Source organism: Hahella sp. CCB-MM4, from assembly GCF_002260525.1.
Classification (GTDB): domain Bacteria; phylum Pseudomonadota; class Gammaproteobacteria; order Pseudomonadales; family Oleiphilaceae; genus Hahella.
On sequence record NZ_MRYI01000002.1, the window covers coordinates 170,757 to 189,163 of the forward strand.

The 18,407-nt window shown below is 50.4% G+C and carries 15 protein-coding genes; 12 read left to right on the forward strand and 3 right to left on the reverse strand.

All coding sequences use genetic code 11. The features are described 5' to 3' along the window. Window positions 1-104: 104 nt before the first annotated feature. Window positions 105-2,837: a DNA polymerase I gene (gene polA, locus BTA51_RS04345; RefSeq protein WP_094706200.1), complete on the forward strand. Its 2,733-nt coding sequence runs from the start codon at window positions 105-107 to the stop codon at window positions 2,835-2,837. Window positions 2,838-2,914: 77 nt separating this feature from the next. On the opposite strand, the gene BTA51_RS04350 is transcribed toward polA, so the two are convergent. Then, entirely contained in the window at window positions 2,915-4,042 is a 1,128-nt protein-coding gene (locus BTA51_RS04350) for a PilT/PilU family type 4a pilus ATPase (protein ID WP_094706201.1), read from the reverse strand. A gap of 187 nt (window positions 4,043-4,229) precedes the next feature. Beyond that, window positions 4,230-5,264 carry a type IV pilus twitching motility protein PilT gene (locus tag BTA51_RS04355; protein WP_094706202.1) on the reverse strand — a complete coding sequence of 345 codons (1,035 nt, stop codon included), beginning with the start codon at window positions 5,262-5,264 and terminating at the stop codon, window positions 4,230-4,232. 347 nt (window positions 5,265-5,611) lie between these two features. On the opposite strand from BTA51_RS04355, the gene BTA51_RS04360 reads away from it, so the two are divergent. The 5 genes from BTA51_RS04360 to BTA51_RS04380 all read left to right on the forward strand — a co-directional run bounded on the left by BTA51_RS04360 (window position 5,612) and on the right by BTA51_RS04380 (window position 12,012). Next, entirely contained in the window at window positions 5,612-6,307 is a 696-nt protein-coding gene (locus BTA51_RS04360) for a YggS family pyridoxal phosphate-dependent enzyme (RefSeq protein ID WP_094706203.1), read from the forward strand. A 70-nt stretch (window positions 6,308-6,377) separates the two neighbouring features. Further along, window positions 6,378-7,205 carry a pyrroline-5-carboxylate reductase gene (proC, locus tag BTA51_RS04365; RefSeq protein WP_094706204.1) on the forward strand — a complete coding sequence of 276 codons (828 nt, stop codon included), beginning with the start codon at window positions 6,378-6,380 and terminating at the stop codon, window positions 7,203-7,205. Window positions 7,206-7,349: 144 nt separating this feature from the next. Continuing rightward, window positions 7,350-7,904, forward strand: a complete 555-nt coding sequence (locus tag BTA51_RS04370) for a YggT family protein (protein ID WP_094706205.1) — start codon at window positions 7,350-7,352, stop codon at window positions 7,902-7,904. 303 nt (window positions 7,905-8,207) lie between these two features. Next, window positions 8,208-10,169, forward strand: coding sequence for a dynamin family protein (locus BTA51_RS04375; protein WP_094706206.1), 1,962 nt, complete (start codon window positions 8,208-8,210; stop codon window positions 10,167-10,169). A gap of 973 nt (window positions 10,170-11,142) precedes the next feature. Further along, the gene (locus BTA51_RS04380; RefSeq protein ID WP_094706207.1) at window positions 11,143-12,012 is read left to right on the forward strand and encodes a helix-turn-helix domain-containing protein; all 870 of its coding nucleotides are present in this window, start codon (window positions 11,143-11,145) and stop codon (window positions 12,010-12,012) included. Window positions 12,013-12,160: 148 nt separating this feature from the next. Here BTA51_RS04380 and BTA51_RS04385 read toward each other — a convergent pair whose 3' ends face one another. Continuing rightward, complete coding sequence (locus tag BTA51_RS04385) at window positions 12,161-13,153, reverse strand: carbohydrate porin (RefSeq protein ID WP_094706208.1); 993 nt, start codon at window positions 13,151-13,153, stop codon at window positions 12,161-12,163. Between the two features lie 367 nt (window positions 13,154-13,520). Here BTA51_RS04385 and BTA51_RS04390 point away from each other — a divergent pair, with 367 nt between their 5' ends. The 6 genes from BTA51_RS04390 to BTA51_RS04415 all read left to right on the forward strand — a co-directional run bounded on the left by BTA51_RS04390 (window position 13,521) and on the right by BTA51_RS04415 (window position 18,221). Continuing rightward, window positions 13,521-14,678 (forward strand): homoserine O-acetyltransferase, encoded by a 1,158-nt coding sequence (locus BTA51_RS04390; protein WP_094706209.1) that lies wholly within the window; start codon window positions 13,521-13,523, stop codon window positions 14,676-14,678. Beyond that, window positions 14,668-15,261, forward strand: a complete 594-nt coding sequence (metW, locus tag BTA51_RS04395) for a methionine biosynthesis protein MetW (RefSeq protein WP_094706210.1) — start codon at window positions 14,668-14,670, stop codon at window positions 15,259-15,261. Before BTA51_RS04390 ends, metW begins: the two co-directional genes overlap by 11 nt. Further along, window positions 15,248-15,736, forward strand: a complete 489-nt coding sequence (locus BTA51_RS04400; protein WP_246840918.1) for a DUF4426 domain-containing protein — start codon at window positions 15,248-15,250, stop codon at window positions 15,734-15,736. The genes metW and BTA51_RS04400 overlap by 14 nt, the downstream gene beginning before the upstream one ends. 47 nt (window positions 15,737-15,783) lie before the next feature. Next, on the forward strand, window positions 15,784-16,383 hold the full coding sequence (locus tag BTA51_RS04405) for an XTP/dITP diphosphatase (protein ID WP_094706211.1): 600 nt from the start codon (window positions 15,784-15,786) through the stop codon (window positions 16,381-16,383). A gap of 12 nt (window positions 16,384-16,395) precedes the next feature. Continuing rightward, window positions 16,396-17,541 carry a radical SAM family heme chaperone HemW gene (hemW, locus tag BTA51_RS04410; protein WP_094706212.1) on the forward strand — a complete coding sequence of 382 codons (1,146 nt, stop codon included), beginning with the start codon at window positions 16,396-16,398 and terminating at the stop codon, window positions 17,539-17,541. A gap of 143 nt (window positions 17,542-17,684) precedes the next feature. Continuing rightward, window positions 17,685-18,221, forward strand: coding sequence for a hypothetical protein (locus BTA51_RS04415; RefSeq protein ID WP_094706213.1), 537 nt, complete (start codon window positions 17,685-17,687; stop codon window positions 18,219-18,221). Window positions 18,222-18,407: the final 186 nt, after the last annotated feature.

Here is an 18,407-nt window from a genome sequence, read left to right on the forward strand (position 1 = left end):
TTGGTCCGGCAGTTGCTGTTCAACACGATATTCACTAAACGAGAATCATTAAACAGGCCGAACCATCTCACATTATCTTCTGACATTAGAAACCAGTACCCTCTATGAGTAAAGACACTTCGCCCACGCCCATCATTCTGGTGGATGGTTCCTCCTATTTGTTTCGTGCTTACCATGCACTGCCCAAACTGACTTCCAGCAAATCCCATCCGACCGGGGCCATTCGTGGCGTTGTCAGTATGTTGCGCAGGCTGCAGCAGGACTACCCGAACAGCAAAGTTGTTGTGGTTTTTGATGCCAAAGGGAAAAACTTCCGCCATGAGATGTTTCCCGACTACAAAGCCAACCGCCCGCCGATGCCGGAAGACCTGGCCTGCCAGATAGCTCCGATTCACGAAATCATTCGTGCCATGGGTCTGCCCCTCCTGGTAGTGGAAGGTGTTGAAGCCGATGATGTCATCGGAACATTGGCCCAGGAAGCGACAGACAAGGGTTTGGACACAATCATATCCACGGGTGACAAAGATATGGCCCAGCTGGTCAGCGACCATGTCTCGTTGATCAACACCATGACGGAAACCTTCATGGACCGCCAAGGTGTCATCGAGAAATTCGGCGTACCGCCGGAACTGATAATCGATTATCTGGCCCTGATCGGTGACACCGTGGACAACATTCCAGGCGTCCCCAAGTGTGGCCCCAAAACCGCTGTAAAATGGCTTAACGAAATCGGCCCGCTGCCCACCATTATGGAAAAGGCGGATACAGTAAAAGGGAAAATCGGTGAAAACCTTCGCAATAGCCTGGAGCAACTTCCGCTATCCAAGGAGCTTGCCACCATCAAACTGGATGTGGAGTTATCGGAAAATCTCGAAGACATTCAACCAACCGATACAGACGTTGCGTCACTGTTGGCATTGTATAAAGAATATGAATTCAAAGGCTGGATAAGGGAACTGGAATCCGGAAAAGCGCCAGAGGCCGATCCTCCTGAAAATACTAATGACCGGCCAGCCAGGGAACCTGTGGAAACTGACTATCAGATAGTTCTCACAGAAGCTGATTTCAGCGAGTGGATGACTCGTTTGAAGGCCGCCCCCCTGTTTGCCTTTGACACCGAAACTACCAGCCTCAATTACATGGAAGCAGAAATCGTGGGGGTCAGCTTTTCCATCGAACCCGGAAAGGCCGCATATGTCCCTGTGGCCCATGATTACATGGATGCTCCGGAGCAGCTGTCACGGGAATGGGTTTTGGAACAGTTGCGCCCACTTCTTACCGACCCCAACGTTAAAAAGGTCGGACAGAACCTTAAATATGATGCTCACGTCCTGAAAAACTATGATATCGAGCTGCAGGGCATCGAGCATGACACGATGCTGGAATCCTATGTCCTCAATTCCGTGGCCAATCGCCACGATATGGATACTCTGGCCCTGAAATACCTGGATCATGAAACCGTTCACTTTGAAGATATTGCCGGCAAAGGCAGCAAACAGCTGACCTTCAACCAGATCCATCTGGACCAGGCAGGCCCTTATGCGGCAGAAGATGCAGATGTTACACTGCAGCTGCATGAGAAGATCTATCCGCAACTGGCAAAAACAGGGCGCCTGGAGCAAGTCTACCGGGATATCGAATTGCCCTTGGTTCCAGTCCTTATCCGCATGGAACACTACGGTGCACTGATTGATAGCCAACGCCTGAAAGTCCACAGCCAGGAACTGGCAGAGCGCATGCTTGAGCTGGAAGAGCAAGCCTACGACTTGGCAGGAGAACGTTTTAACCTGGGCTCCCCCAAACAGTTGCAGGCAATCTTTTATGACAAACTGGGATTTGACGTCATTAAAAAGACCCCGAAGGGACAGCCTTCTACCGCAGAACCAGTGTTGCAGGAACTGGCAGAGCGCTATGAACTTCCGAAGGTTCTTCTGGAATATCGCGGTCTTTCCAAGCTGAAATCCACTTACACCGACCGCCTGCCGGAGATGATCAACCCACGAACCGGACGGGTGCATACCTCCTATCATCAGGCGGTTGCCGCCACGGGCCGTTTATCCTCCACGGAACCCAACCTCCAGAACATCCCTGTACGCAACGAACAAGGACGACGCATCAGGCAAGCTTTTATAGCGCCACCCGGCTATAAGCTGATTTCCGCAGATTACAGCCAGATTGAACTGCGCATCATGGCCCATCTCAGCGGCGACAAAGGTTTATTGAAGGCTTTCTCTGAAGGCCTGGACGTGCATAAAGCTACGGCAGCCGAAGTATTCAACGTGGACCTGGATGAGGTCACGTCTGACCAGCGCCGCAGCGCCAAAGCCATCAACTTTGGATTGATCTACGGCATGTCGGCATTTGGACTTGCCCGCCAGATCAATGTGGAGCGAGGAGTTGCACAGGGTTATATCGATAAGTACTTCGAGCGCTACCCCGGCGTATTGAACTACATGAACCGTATACGTACTGAAGCTCACGACAACGGGTATGTGGAAACTCACTTCGGTCGCCGCTTATACCTGCCCGACATCAACGCCAAGCACAAAGGTCTGCAGCAGGCCGCAGAACGCACTGCCATCAACGCTCCCATGCAGGGAACCGCGGCGGACATCATCAAGCGCGCCATGATCAAAGTTGACGAGTGGTTAATGAAAGAAAAGCCGGACGCCACCATGATCATGCAGGTGCATGACGAACTGATTCTGGAAGTCAAAGAAGATGCCGCCGGCGAGGTGGCCAAACGCCTTGAGGAAATCATGTCCTCAGCCGCGGACCTGGATGTTCCATTGCTGGTGGAGGCAGGTATCGGAAATAACTGGGATGAGGCGCATTAGCACTTTCCCTGTAGGAATACAGTAGACATAAAAAAGGGGCGTCTTGAACGCCCCTTTGTTCTTGGTAGATTTCTTATTTAATAGCCTTCGTCGTCACTAAGACTCAAGGAATCCGCAGCTCCCTGAAGCTTCTGGGTATTGGCATCTGCCCCCAGCTTGATCATCAGACGCAGGTCGTTCGCCGAATCAGCATGTGCCAATGCGTCTTCATAAGTGATCTCACCTGCGGAGTAGGCTCTGTACAACGCCTGATCGAAGGTCTGCATCCCGATTTCACCGGATTTCGTCATCAGTTCCTTCAGCTTGTGTACTTCAGCCTTACGAATCAAGTCCGATGCCAGCGGAGAGTTAATCAGGATTTCCACGATAGCCCGGCGCCCCTTACCGTCAGGGGTTGGTACCAACTGCTGGGCGACAATTGCCTTCAAGTTTAGCGACAGATCCATCCACACCTGGTTATGCTGTTCAGGGGGATAGAAGTTGATAATCCGGTCCAGAGCCTGGTTCGCATTATTGGCGTGCAATGTGGCAAGACACAGGTGTCCGGTTTCAGCAAAGGTGACCGCATGCTCCATGGTATCGCGGCTTCTCACCTCCCCGATCATGATGACATCAGGCGCCTGACGCAGAGTGTTCTTCAATGCTATCTCAAAGCTTTCCGTATCCAACCCAACCTCCCGCTGAGTGATAATACAGCCCTGATGCTGGTGGATGTATTCTATCGGGTCCTCAATAGAAATGATGTGCCCTTTGCTATTGCGGTTACGGTGACCGATCATGGCCGCCAACGACGTTGACTTACCAGTACCGGTGGCCCCGACGAAAATAATCAGCCCGCGCTTGGTCATCGATAACTTCTTGATAACCTCAGGAAGCTTCAGATCATCCAGTTTGGGGATATTCGTCTCGATTCGACGCAACACCATACCGCAGAGGTTACGCTGGAAAAATGCGCTGACCCGGAAACGCCCGATCCCCCGGGCACTGATAGCAAAGTTACACTCATGTGCCACTTCGAATTCAGAACGCTGTTTCTCCGTCATGATGGAGTAGACCGTTTCTCGAGTCTGCTCAGGAGACAGGGGCGACTTGGTAATCGGGATCATTTTCCCGTGAACCTTGATGCTCGGTGGAACCCCGGCTGTTATAAACAGGTCAGAGGCCCCTTTTTCCACCATTATTTTCAGTAATTTGTCAAAATCCATAGTTTCACCCGATGGCTATCTTCTGCAGCATGCACCGAATCTGCGCATCCCGCATAACTTCGCTGTTACCCACCCTCTGCAATCTATCCCGTGACATCATTTCATTGTATGACGTCCACAGACCCAAACAAATCCGTCAGATATAGCTTTTGCTTGAGCTCCGATAACGCGCTGACGTCATCATATATTAAAAGTTTTCCGGCATTTTTGCTTTTTCGCGTGCTGCATCCCGACTAATCAGTCCTTTCGATAACAGGGTGCTCAGACATTGATCCAATGTCTGCATTCCGATGTTGGCACCCGTTTGGATAGAGGAATACATCTGCGCAACTTTATCTTCCCGAATCAGGTTACGAATTGCCGGCGTCCCGATCATGATTTCATGAGCCGCCACCCGGCCCCCACCCACTTTCTTCAGCAGGGTTTGGGAAACAACCGCCTGCAGAGACTCGGAAAGCATGGAACGCACCATAGACTTCTCTTCTGCCGGGAACACGTCAACCACCCGGTCAATGGTTTTGGCCGCTGAGGTGGTGTGCAGAGTCCCGAATACCAAGTGACCGGTCTCTGCCGCCGTCAATGCCAAGCGGATGGTTTCAAGGTCCCGCATCTCACCGACCAGGATAATATCCGGGTCTTCCCGCAGGGCTGAACGCAGAGCTTCACTGAAACCGAGCGTATCGCGGTGGACTTCCCGCTGGTTCACCAGACACTTCTTACTTTCGTGAACAAATTCGATGGGGTCCTCAATAGTCAGGATATGGTCGTACCGGCTATCGTTGATAAAATCCATCATCGCAGCCAACGTGGTACTTTTACCGGAACCCGTAGGCCCGGTTACCAGAATCAGGCCACGCGGCTTCAGGGCGATGTCCTTAAACACCTGCCCCATCCCCAGGTCCTCCATTGTCAGCACCTTGGAGGGGATTGTCCGGAATACCGCACCGGCACCCCGGTTATGGTTAAATGCGTTTACACGGAAACGAGCAACACCGGGTACCTCAAAGGAAAAGTCTGTTTCCAGGAACTCTTCGAAGTCCTTCCGCTGCTTGTCATTCATGATGTCGTAAATCAAAGCATGGACTTCTTTGTGTTCCATGGGAGGGAGGTTGATACGTCTGACATCGCCATCCACCCGAATCATGGGCGGCAAGCCGGCGGAAAGGTGCAAGTCGGAAGCGCCCTGCTTAGCAGAAAACGCGAGCAACTCGGTAATATCCATAGTGGTCCCCGTATATGGTTCTTCTCAATTCTTCCACCCGCCTTAGGAACATTTGCAGCCAGGGATTATGGCCAGCCCCTTTATTTTGCAGGCAGGTTAGTTACAATCAGCGCGTCCAGTATTCAGCATCTTGCCTATCTAGGTCTATCCGGGCGCAGATGGCCTGCTTCACCATGCTTATCGGTCACAACACCGGCGCAACGGGAATGCCATACAACGACAGATTAAGTTGGCGATAACGGCTCTACGATAATCGAAATGCTGGAAACTATACTCTAAATAACTCAGGGAATCGGTGGGTTTAGGACGATATCCGCTCTCCGTTCCTAAGCTATTGATACGCATATATGATCAGCATAGCAGACAACATAAATTCCGTAAGCCTCAGAATACAAAATGCAACAAAATCAGCCGGCCGACAAGCAGGGGAAGTCGCCCTGCTGGCAGTGAGCAAAACCAAGCCTTCCGAGGCCATTCGAGCAGCTTACGCTGCCGGACTGAGAGATTTCGGAGAGAATTACCTGCAGGAAGCTCTGCAAAAAATTCAGGAGCTGTCTGATCTTTCTATCCAATGGCATTTTATCGGCCCGCTGCAATCCAATAAAACCCGCCAGGTAGCAGAACATTTTCACTGGATACACACCGTGGACCGTTTGAAAATTGCTACCCGGCTGTCAGAGCAAAGACCTGAAAACATGCCACTTTTAAATGTGTGCATTCAGGTCAATATTGACGAGGAAGACAGCAAATCCGGCGTTCCGCTGGACGAAGTCAAATCCCTGGCTGCCGATATCGCGAAACTCCCGCGACTATGCCTGCGGGGTCTGATGTGCATTCCCAACCCTTCTCACGACCAAAGCACTCTGGCGGAAAGCTTTAGAAAAGTCGCCGCCGTCGCCGAGGATCTGAAATCCCGACACAATACGATCGACACCTTATCAATGGGAATGAGTCAAGACATGGAAGTAGCTATCGCAGAAGGGTCTACGATCGTCAGGATAGGCACCGCCATCTTCGGGGAAAGGGACTACAGCGGACGCTAAATCCTAACCATCAAAATTCACCTGTCTGTCGGCAATCCAATGCGGGCGGCACCAGCAAAAGAGGTTTTCCATGGCAACAGCACATTTGAATTTTATCGGAGCGGGCAACATGGCCAGGGCGATTCTGGGTGGCCTGATCGCTAACGGTTATCAAGCATCGTCCATCTCAGCCTGCGCGCCAAACAGTGGGGAGTTGGACTCACTGAAGGCTGAATACCCGATCAACACCAGCCTGGACAATAATGCTTTTATTGACCATACCGATGTATTGCTCCTTTGCACCAAACCCCAAGTGCTGAAAGCAGCCTGTGAGGGTATACGGGATAGTGTCCAGGCACGCAAACCTCTGATTGTGTCAATTGCGGCAGGAGTTACCATTGCCCAAATTGAGGAATGGCTGGGAGGAGATCTCCCGGTGGTACGTTGCATGCCTAACACTCCTGCACTGGTTCATATCGGCGCCAGCGGCTTATTCGCCAACAGCCGGGTCAGCCCGGAGCAAAAAAATCTGGCCGCCAGTCTGTTCGAATCCGTGGGCCTTGTCGCCTGGGTCCCTGCCGAATCTGACCTGCATACGGTCACGGCACTCTCCGGCAGCGGACCGGCCTACTGCTTTATGTTTATCGAAGCGATGGAAAAAGCCGCCATCGGGCTGGGCCTGAATGCAGCTGACGCAAGAGCCCTGGCCATCCAAACCATGCGCGGCGCGGCCGAGCTGGCATCCCGTAGCGAAGAGTCTCCGGAACAGTTAAAGCGGCGGGTAATGTCTCCTGGGGGCACAACAGAAAGGGCGGTATCACGATTTGAGCAGGAAAAACTGGCAGAGGTTGTAGCGGCAGCCATCGGTGACGCCTGGTCAAGATCCTATGAACTCGCAGGTGAAGAGCCACCCGCCTGAATCCTGTCCCGAATGCCTGATCAAAACGAGTAATAACCGCCGCCAAATCGCGGTTATTACTGTCACTGTTTTGATAAACACTGGAAATTCAGACTTATAGCCACCATTATGACCTCGACCAGAGGTTAACGGAATTCATTCACTATGTTGAGTCAGATTGCTATCTCCACAATTCAGATATTGGCATCGTTCTATATAACGATTGTGATACTGCGTTTCCTGTTACAACTGTCCCGGGCGGACTTTTACAATCCCATATCCCAGTTTGTGGTGAAGGCGACCAATCCATTTGTCATCCCTTTGCGTCGCATTATCCCTGGCATGGGAGGATTGGATATTGCCTCTTTGGTACTGGCGATTCTGCTACAACTGTTAACCTATGTTCTTCTTTTAGCCCTGCGGGGATCTGGCATTCCTCTGACACTGTTGTTACCGCTCGCCTTACTGAAGGTTCTGGATTTAACCGTCCAGGTATACTTCTGGGCCATTATTGCGGTGATTGTTCTGAGCTGGATTGCCCCGGGCAGTTATCATCCTGCAGCGCAACTGCTGTACCAACTGACTGAGCCGGTCATGAGGCCCTTTCGGAAGATTCTGCCAAACCTTGGCGGGCTGGACCTCTCTCCTATTCTGGTATTTCTGGTAATCAATGCCATCAACATTGTGATCAGCCATCTGCAAAGCATGGTCATTCATTAATGAAGCGCTCCGCAGATCGTGTTCACCGCGATCTGCGGAAAGTCGAAAATCTGCCTCCTCTGCCACGAAACAGCCCGCTCTATCAAGTTCACACTTCTACAAAAATACATCTTTCTCAACAAAAGATTACATTCCATTTATTTCTATATTTCAGGCTTAATATATTGATTTTTATGGCGTGATAAGGTTTTATTTCGACTCCTGTCGGTACTAGGGATAGTTGGAACCAAGCCTTAAACTCGGCTACGGGCTCCAGAAAATTACCTATAATTAAGGTCTTAACCGTAAGAAGTGAGAACCGGGATGAAAGGCGGCGGATTAAGTCATCAAGTCGAAGCTTACCAGCAGTGGAAGAAATCACTGATTCGGGAAATCGCCCACTATCAAAGTTGGCTTCGCACCAACCAGTTGTCCTCGGATGACTTGGAGCTAAAGCTCCAGCGCAGTATTCAGCTGCTCCATGAAGATACTCTGACCATTGCATTTGTCGGTGAGTTTTCCCGTGGGAAAACCGAATTGATCAATGCATTGTTTTTTGCCGAGTTCGGACAACGGATGCTGCCTTCGCAGGCCGGTCGCACCACCATGTGTCCGACTGAGCTGTTCTATGATCATGCCGGCGGGAGCTACCTGAAAGTACTTCCCATAGAAACCCGTCAGGAAGAAAAATCCCTGGCCGACCTCAAACGCTCACTGAACGACTGGATTATTTTTCCGCTGGATATGAGCTCTCCGGAGGCAATGCGCAAGTCTCTGGACCAAGTTGCCAGAACCAAATCTGTCCCCTTCGAGGAAGCTCGGGCTCTTGGCTTCGAACTATCCGCACTGGAGCGTGATCCTGCTCAAAGCGGCATGGTAATCATCCCCGCTTGGCGACACGCCCTTATCAGCCTGGAAAATCCACTTCTGCAACAAGGCTTACGAATTCTTGATACACCGGGCCTGAATGCCCTGGGCTCGGAACCGGAACTTACCGTCAGCATGATTCCCAACGCCCACGCCGTCATTTTTATGCTTGGGGTGGACACCGGTGTTACTGCCAGCGACATGGAAATCTGGCGGGAACATATATTTACCGATAATGCAGATCATCGGGCCGGACGCTTTGCTGTTCTCAACAAGATTGACATTCTCTGGGACGACATCCAGGGCGAGGAACACACAGAGCAGGCGATTGCCCAAGTCAGAGGCAAAACCGCGGAGCAATTGGGGCTGGAACCCAAGGACGTATTATTGCTGTCAGCCAAACAGGCACTGATCGGACGCATTAAAGGCGACGATGAGCGACTGCACAAGTCTCAGCTCGATAAGCTGGAAGACTTGCTGTCCAACCAGATTCTTACCCAAAAAGAGCGCCTGATTACCCAGACATTGGTCAACGATGTACTGGGCATGCTGCAAAATAGCCAGGCCATCCTGCAGGGTCGCTTGCAGAACTACGAGGAACGTCTTGAAGAATGTGAACAGAAGGGGGTCAGCTCTGACTTCCTGCGCAATCTGACAGAAAAAACCCAGGATGATTACAACTTCTATTACAAGAAATTGTTTACCCTGCGTTCCAGCCGGAGGCTGATGAAGTCCCAGGCAATGATCCTTCAGCGCTTGGTGGCTATCGAGCATTTCGAGGGGCATGCCAAGCAGACGCGTCAAGAATTGATCAACAGCTGGACGACGATTGGTATGGGTCGCGCCATGGCTGGTTTTTTCCAGTCCATTGAGAATGACCTGAGCAATTTGAATCACGAAGCCCGATTGGCACAAAAAATGGTCAGTTCGATCTACGAACGTTATTCCAATGATCCAAAATCCCGCCATCTACGACCGATTACCTTTAATATCAGTCGCCAGGTTCGGGAGTTGGAGAACCTGAAAAAACGGGCGGAGAGCTTCCGACGCAACCCACGTACGTTGATGACTGAACAAACCATCGTGGTAAAACGGTTCTTTACCGTTCTGGTCAGTGAAGCCAAGCGTATCTACTCAGAAATCGAGGCAGAGACCGAGCGCTGGCCGCAGGAAGCCTTACTGCCAATCCTGCAACACACGATTGAGCAGAAACAGTTGCTTGAGCATCAGATCCGTCGTCTCAAGGAGCTGGCTGCCAACGCGAAGGACACCCGTTCGCAGACTCGCAAACTGCAGGGTCTGATGGGTGAGATTCACGCACAGATCACCGAAGCGGAAAATATCCAGCGTAAGTTACGCCGTCCACCGCCGCAAATGCTGCGACAGAAAGTGGTCAATCTCCCCAGCATGCTGGGATAAGCCACCGGCTCGACATGAAAAAGCACCGCCAAAACGGTGCTTTCCCTCACTTCCTGCTGACGTTACTTTGAAGTCCTCAAAACCAGCAGAAAAAATTTGACACTCCACCTCACATCCGATGACACATACACTTCATCCATCTATCTGTTTATTGGCACATTATCTGCGTTCTCCCTCTCTTTCTTGCACTCCTCCACACACCAGAAGGAATATATATTTCCTTTTAATAGTAAATCGATATATCTATTCATTGATTTTATAGAATAAAAATTCCACAATTCACAAAAATCGAAAGTTCATTTCTAGACTCAAGAAAATAACAAAATGATCGAGACCTGCTGGCATGTACGACGCATCATCCACGTTTGTTAAAACCGCTATTAAGAGCTTGCCGGCCATCCAGAATACTCAGAATTTCTGCCATTTTTGCTCTCATGTCTGAGCGACACACCCGTCCAGGGAAATTGGACAAAACCGCTCTCGTTACGACAAGGATGTCCATCTTTTTAATTGATATTTTCGCAGCAGGCGTGGCTTAAATCGATCATATTCGAAAATAATAGACCCATATTTGTGATCGATTTTATTCTTTATTGATTATTTTGACACAATATCTTATTTTAAAGATCACTCAATGGTTCATTTTGGAACCTATTAAAATAACAACATGATTGAGAAGACAGACCATGCATAATTTGACACCACCACCTTCCATTCTTTCTGCCCTACAACCATCTCATTGCACCAAGTTATCCTCCCGACATCTCCACTCCCCCTGACTTTTCATAAATCCCAAGCATTTACCGCCCCATGGACAGGCACAATGCTTCGTACACTTGAGACCGCAAGTCTCCCTAGACTTTTTTACCGCGCACAGGCATCAACCGTTTCGGTAGTGAAGTAAACAGGCATATCCAGGCCAGGCAGGCCCAATGGTTTCGGTCATACGACTAACCCAACCTGGAATTCCATAATGAGTAGGCAGTCCACCCAAGACGATCCATATGCAAAGGTATCTCCCGGCACCTCATGTGAAAGAATAGAGTTCTATTTTGGTAGCCCTGAAGAAATGCATTACTCACATCAGCACAGTCATCTGGAACTCAATATCCTGCTAGTTGGACAACTCGAGGTTACTTACGCGGATGAAGATATTCTCCTGACTGCCGGCTCTATTGCCTGCTTCTCGGCGTTGCACCCACATTGGCTGCATTCCATTTCCGGCGATGCACTGTCCCTACAGCTGCGCATCCCCCTTTTCACTCTCCCCTGTCTGCCGGACAACGAGCTATTCAGGCAATTCCTGATTCGAACCACTCCCTATATCTCAGATATTTCAAACCTGGTACACCTATCGACTGCCGAGCGCTGGGCTCAGGAACTGGCATGCAAAGATGACCGATTGCAGGAACTTGTCATTGACGAGATAGGATTGATGCTGCGCAGACTTTTGGTTGACACGCCCTACTCAGAAGCGGCACAAGGCCATAGCAAGTCACTGTGCCGACACCTCGTTCACAGTCACAACATGGTGGAGTTCATTATCAGAAATTATCGTCAGCCCATTACGATCAACGACATAGCCGAGTCCGTAGGACTACATCGAAACTTCGCCATGAATGTATTCAAAAAATCTGTGGGCATGTCGTTGCTGGAATACCTCACCAGCCTGAGAGTCAACCACGCCAGAAGACTGCTTCTACACACCCGGGACCAAGTCACCAACATCGCCTTTGATAGCGGCTTTACCTCAATTACCCGTTTCTATGAAGTATTCAGCAAGTATTACAGGGAATCCCCTCTGCAATATCGGAAACAGCATTCTCTTCTTGAGCAGACCTGACTGGCAGCAGATAGATAGCGGGCACAAAAAAGCGCCACCCTGATTAAGGTGGCGCAATCACACAACGTCGGAAGATCAAGCACAGGCTTGGTTCGGCTTACCTGCCGGCAGGCGCTTCCATGTGCCTGAAAACAAATTTAGGTGAAAATCAGAAAGTGTAGTTGAAGCGGGTACGGAACTGGTTCAGCTCGTCATCGTCGCCTACATTGTCAGCTGATGAAGTAGAGCCGGCGAAGGTCACTGATGCGTTGTCAATATCGAACAACGGCAGCGTGTACGCGATGTAGACCGTGGTGACCGTTGGGTCGTCATCAACACCATCAACATCGGTTTCTGAATGGACAGCACCCAGACCAAAGTTTCCGTAGGTCACATTGGCACCAAAGGTGGTAACGTCTGATTTGCTGATATCATCGGAACCCATTGCAGCATTCAGGTTGATGCTCGCACCACCAGCACTTATGTTCCCCGTTACGCCGAAACCGGACTGGTCCACTTCTTTAGGGTCCGCAGTTGTATCTGCAAATTCATATTGGAGCTTTTCATAACCTGCAGAAATGCTGAAGCTATCACCAGAGAAAGTCACACTTGGACGGAGGCCAGAGAAGGTTTCCTGGTTATCCCCGTCTTCGTCCGCATCTCCCCAGATGGTATCCAGTTCAAGAGAAATCATACTGCTGGGACGTACCCGCAACGCGAACTGACCACCGTTATCACCGGCGCGGCCACGAACCTTATTGGCTTGATAAACGACTGCACCACCGTCCTCACCAGCGTGAGAAACCACCGTATCTTTACCCAGAGGGAACAGGTTAATCGCCTCGAAACGTCCCGCCTGAAGATCCCAGGTATCGTTACCGAATTTGATCCACATATCATCAGTCGCAGCCGTTCCGTCTTTCTTCAATAATCCGGAACCTTTACCCTCGACAAAGTATCCATTCAGCTCTTTTTTACCGGTGACATTGACCTCGATCCTTCCACCCTGCTCATAAGTCGTGTCGCCAGCTTTACTGTCAATGACATCAGTATCAAGCTCGATATTGGCACCAATACCAAATTCAGCGTTTGCCTGCGACACCCCTAATGCCAGAGAGAGAGCCAAAAAAGGGAGTGATTTAGAAGGAGTCTTAGTAATCATACTTGCAGTTTTCCTATTGTTGTTTTCATGGTGTATCGGCGTTTTTGACCCAGAAGGAGAGACCACTTCATGGACCAATACAGAACGCTAAGGAACACATCCATGGTAGGAAGGAAACGCTGCGCTGACTTACGTGATATTTAGTAAATATTACGAAATAATAAGTTTTTATTCTGTTTTACACACCCATTTTTACGGGATAGTAAGATTTTGATTTTCGTTATATTTACAACATTCAAAATCATTCCATCACGAAGAGTGTTATTCGGACCCGCTCCCACCCGCAAACAATACTTCTTGCGCAAAAACGAAGGGGTTTATAGACTGCGCGGTTCACACACGCTTTTAACAGGACTCCCAAGCCACAATGCCTGAGACCATTCCACCGGATTCGGTCGGTATCGTCACACCGGAACAGGCGGTGTTTGACGAGCCGTTGCGCCTAGAATGCGGCAAGCAGATTGACAGTTACCAACTGGTATATGAGACCTATGGCGAACTGAATGCCGATCGCTCCAATGCTGTCCTCGTATGCCACGCGTTAAGCGGACACCATCACGCCGCCGGTTATCACAGCATGGATGACCGCAAACCAGGCTGGTGGGACACTTGCATCGGTCCTGGAAAGCCTGTCGATACCAACCGATTTTTTGTGGTATCGCTCAACAACCTTGGAGGTTGTAACGGTTCCACTGGCCCCAATAGCATCAATCCGGCCACAGGAAACCCTTACGGCCCGGACTTCCCGGTCATCACCGTCTCCGACTGGGTGGAAAGCCAGGCCAGACTTGCCGATTACCTGGGCATCGAGACCTGGGCTGCCGTGATTGGTGGAAGCCTGGGGGGAATGCAGGCCTTGCAATGGTCGACCCAGTTTCCGGATCGCATTCAAAATGCACTGATCATCGCCTCAACTCCCAAGCTGACAACCCAGAACATTGCTTTTAATGAAGTAGCAAGAAAGGCCATTACGTCTGATCCGGAATTTCATGACGGTCGTTATTACGAGCACAACACTTACCCCAGCAAGGGGTTAATGCTGGCAAGGATGGTTGGACATATCACCTATTTGTCGGACGCCTCCATGGGAGAAAAGTTTGGCAGAGACCTGCGCAATCAGGCCTTCAAGTTCGGACTGCTGGATGTGGAGTTCGAGATAGAAAGCTATCTGCATTACCAGGGGGAACGGTTTTCCAAGAACTTTGACGCCAACACCTATCTATTAATGACCAGAGTGCTCGACTATTTTGATCCGGCGAGCAAGCACAATGGTAGCTTGGCCAAAGCACTCGAAGCCGCCAAATGCCGCTTCTTTGTGGCCTCTTTCACCACTGACTGGCGATTCTCCCCGGAACGCTCGGAAGAACTGGTGAACGCTTTGCTTGAGGCCAAAAAGCCGGTCAGTTACACGGAAATCGATGCCCCCTACGGTCATGATGCCTTTTTAATACCGACACCTCGCTATATGGACGTTTTCAGCGCTTACATGAACCGGATTGCGGAGGAAAACAAAATTGCGGGCTGATCTAGAGATAATCCGTGAATGGATACGCCCAGAGAGTCATGTGCTTGATCTGGGGTGTGGAGACGGCACTTTGCTGGCCTACCTGAGCGAACATAAAAAGGTGCAGGGTTACGGCCTGGAAATCGATAGTAATAATATTACGGAATGCCTGCGCAAGGGTGTTAGCGTCATCGAGCAGGATCTTGACGTCAAAGACCTATCCAACATCAAAGACAAAAGTTTTGATGTGGTGGTAATGACCCAGGCACTCCAGGCAGTCCGTCACCCGGACATCATGCTCGAGGAAATGCTTCGTATAGGTAAAGAGTGCATTATCACCTTCCCTAATTTCGGATACTGGCGTTTGCGTTTCTACCTGCTGCAAAACGGTCGTATGCCGGTTTCCAAGACGCTGCCCTACACCTGGTACAACACCCCCAATATCCACTTGTGTACGTTCAAGGATTTTGAGGCTCTCTGCTACCAGAAAAACATCCATATATTGAAGCGGACCGTAGTAGACAATGAGCATCGTCAGCGTTGGTTCAATAAGGTCTGGCCGAATTTCCTTGGCCAGGTAGCGATATATCATGTCACTAGGTAAACACCTAAAAGACAACGAACCGGTGATTCATATGAGAGCATTGACCAATTCGCTTATCTTTATTCTTCTCAGCCTGTTTGTCACTTTTGCCAACGCTGAACAAAAACAGGTCTTCGGCGACTATGAGGTGCACTATATTGCACTTCCAACCACTGTTCTGGACCCAGCCATCGCCAAACAATATAACCTGGCCCGCAGTAAAAGCACCGGCTTCCTGAATGTATCCGTACTTAAGAAGCAGGCCGATGGAACCACCCGGGCGATTTCTGCTTTTGTAAGAGGGCACGTCCGCAATATGGTTCAGCAACAACGCGAGTTGGAATTTTCCCGCATCAGCGAGGGCTCGGCGGTCTATCAAATTGCCCAATTCTGGTATAGCGAAGGCGAAAACATGGTGTTTGAGCTTGAGGTCCAGGCAGATCCTGAACAAGGCCCATTCTCTCTGCGCTTCAGTCAGGCCATTTATCCAGAATAACCCACTTTAACTTAACGAATAACATACTGATCCAAACGAAAATCGCTATGGAAAAAATAGTTCTGGCCAGCAACAACGCGGGCAAAATCAAGGAATTCAATCGCCTGCTTGAGCCTTTCCAATGGCAGGTGGTTTCACAAGGCTCTCTCAACGTGGAAGCCGTACCCGAAACCGGGCTCACCTTTGTAGAGAACGCCCTGATCAAAGCGCGCCATGCCTGCAATGTTACAGGACTCCCCGCGCTGGCTGACGATTCAGGTCTGGTTGTAGACGCCCTGAAAGGAGCTCCCGGCATCTATTCTGCGCGCTATGCAGGAGAAGATGCCTCGGATCAGAACAACAACCTCAAGTTGCTTCAAGCCCTGGACGGTATACCACACGAGCAACGTACCGCTCATTTTCACTGTACACTGGTATGGATGCAGCATGCCGAAGACCCGGACCCGATTATCTGCCAGGGCCACTGGCACGGACATATACTGACTCAACCGGCGGGCGAAGGTGGATTCGGCTACGACCCCTTATTCTGGGTCGCTGAAGAGCAATGTGCTTCAGCAGAGCTTGGTCCGGAACGAAAGAACCAACTTAGCCACCGCGGCCGGGCCGTCACCAAACTTCTGCAGATTTTGCAGGAGAGACAAAAGTAACTCCCCCCTCTTATGATTCAGTTGCCATCGCTTTCTCTTTACGTCCATATCCCCTGGTGCGTTCGCAAATGCCCCTATTGCGATTTCAATTCCCACCAGGCTCGCGAGGGAGTACCGGAACAAGCTTATCTTGAGGCCTTGCTGCGGGACATGGATCAGGAGATCGACCGCCTGATTCAAAGCCACACCCTACGTCCATTGACCTCAATTTTCTTTGGAGGGGGCACTCCCAGTCTGATGGACCCGAAAGCCATTGCCGGGGTTATTGATCACGCGCGACAACACATCGGATTCTCTGACGATATTGAAATCACGCTTGAAGCCAATCCGGGAACTGTCGATTCCGGGAAATTCACAGGACTCCGCGAAGCTGGCGTCAACAGGCTGTCCATTGGCATACAGAGCTTTCAGCCACAGCACTTGCACACGCTGGGTCGCATCCATAGCAGTACCGAGGCCAGCGAAGCGATTCACAAAGCTCGTCAGGCCGGATTCGACAATCTGAATCTCGACCTCATGTTTGGGCTTCCCAATCAGACTACAGAGCAGGCCCTGGAAGACATACATACAGCCATTAACCTCAACCCGGAACACATATCCTGGTATCAACTGACCATTGAGCCCAATACAGAGTTTTACCGTCATCCGCCAAAATTGCCGGAGGATGACGCTCTATGGAGCATGCACCAGCGCGGAATAGAAACGCTGATGAGTGCCGGTTACGAACAATATGAAGTATCGGCATATGCCCGCCCAGACAGGCAAGCCCGCCACAACCTCAACTACTGGCAATTCGGTGACTACATTGCCGTAGGAGCCGGCGCTCATGGCAAGTCTACACATCTGGAAGAGCGCAGCATTCGACGTTACTGGAAAACCCGCCTGCCACAGCACTATCTGGCCCGCCTTGACCATTACCGGGCGGGAGAGGAATTTATCGCGGAGGAAGATCTGCCCTTTGAATTCCTGATGAATGCGCTGCGCTTGAAACAGGGTGTTGATCCGGCCCTCTTCGAGCAACGCACCGGCCTGCCACTTGAATGCATTTCTTCTTCATTGAGTGAGCTGCGAGAAAGAGGGTTAATCCACCAAAGCCGACTACAGTGCACAGAGCAGGGATATCTGTATCTGAACGAAGTACTGCAGCATTTTATGTAGCCAATGAATGCAGCCATATGCCAATGTATGGCCACATACCTCGCTTAATGGACCTCCACTTAATCTCAACTGAATTCAATGCTTGCCAAAGCCCCCGGACTGAGTATTAAATATCCACTTGTTTAAAAATAGACAGTGAGACTATGGACGACCCCGACCCGACGACATCCTCGCGATATCTTTGGATAGCCGCATTTGCAACCGTCATGCTTGGCATGACTCTCTTCTGGATAGATCAATTCCTTATTACACCGGACGCACCGGTTGGAATTGTCAGTTTTGAACTGGCCAAACACATTCCTCAGACCCAAAATATCCTTGAGTCCTGGGGCTCCGAAGGTCGTCACTGGGCTGCATGGAGCCTGGTACTGGATTTCCCTTTCCTCTTGGCCTACTCCGCGTTGTTTACGCTTTTAACCCTTAAATCCAGAAGTGATCTCAGGCAACTCTTCACTGTCGGCTTTGTTATTGCCGGGTTCTGTGATGTGGTCGAAAACCTGGCACTGACAGGCATCCTGGCCGGATATGTTTACCCCCAGCTCACCGCTGCGGCCTACTACTTCGCCAGCCTCAAGTTCCTGCTTCTGTTCACTGGCTGGGCCTTCCTGGGGTCTCAAGTGCTGGTATGGCTTTGGGAGCGTGTCCAGACTGTTCCGGCGGCCTCTCAAGGAAAGTCCTGAACCTTCTTTCGCTCAACTGAACCTTCTTTCGCTCAACTGAACATCCTTTCGTTCAAGAGTGACAACGGACCGGTGGCAGGTATCATACCAGCCACCGCTTTTCCCTATCGAAACCTTCCAATTCTAATTGTCTGCCTGGCAGACACCTCTACTCAAAACCCTCGTTTACTTTGTATCTTTTTAAAA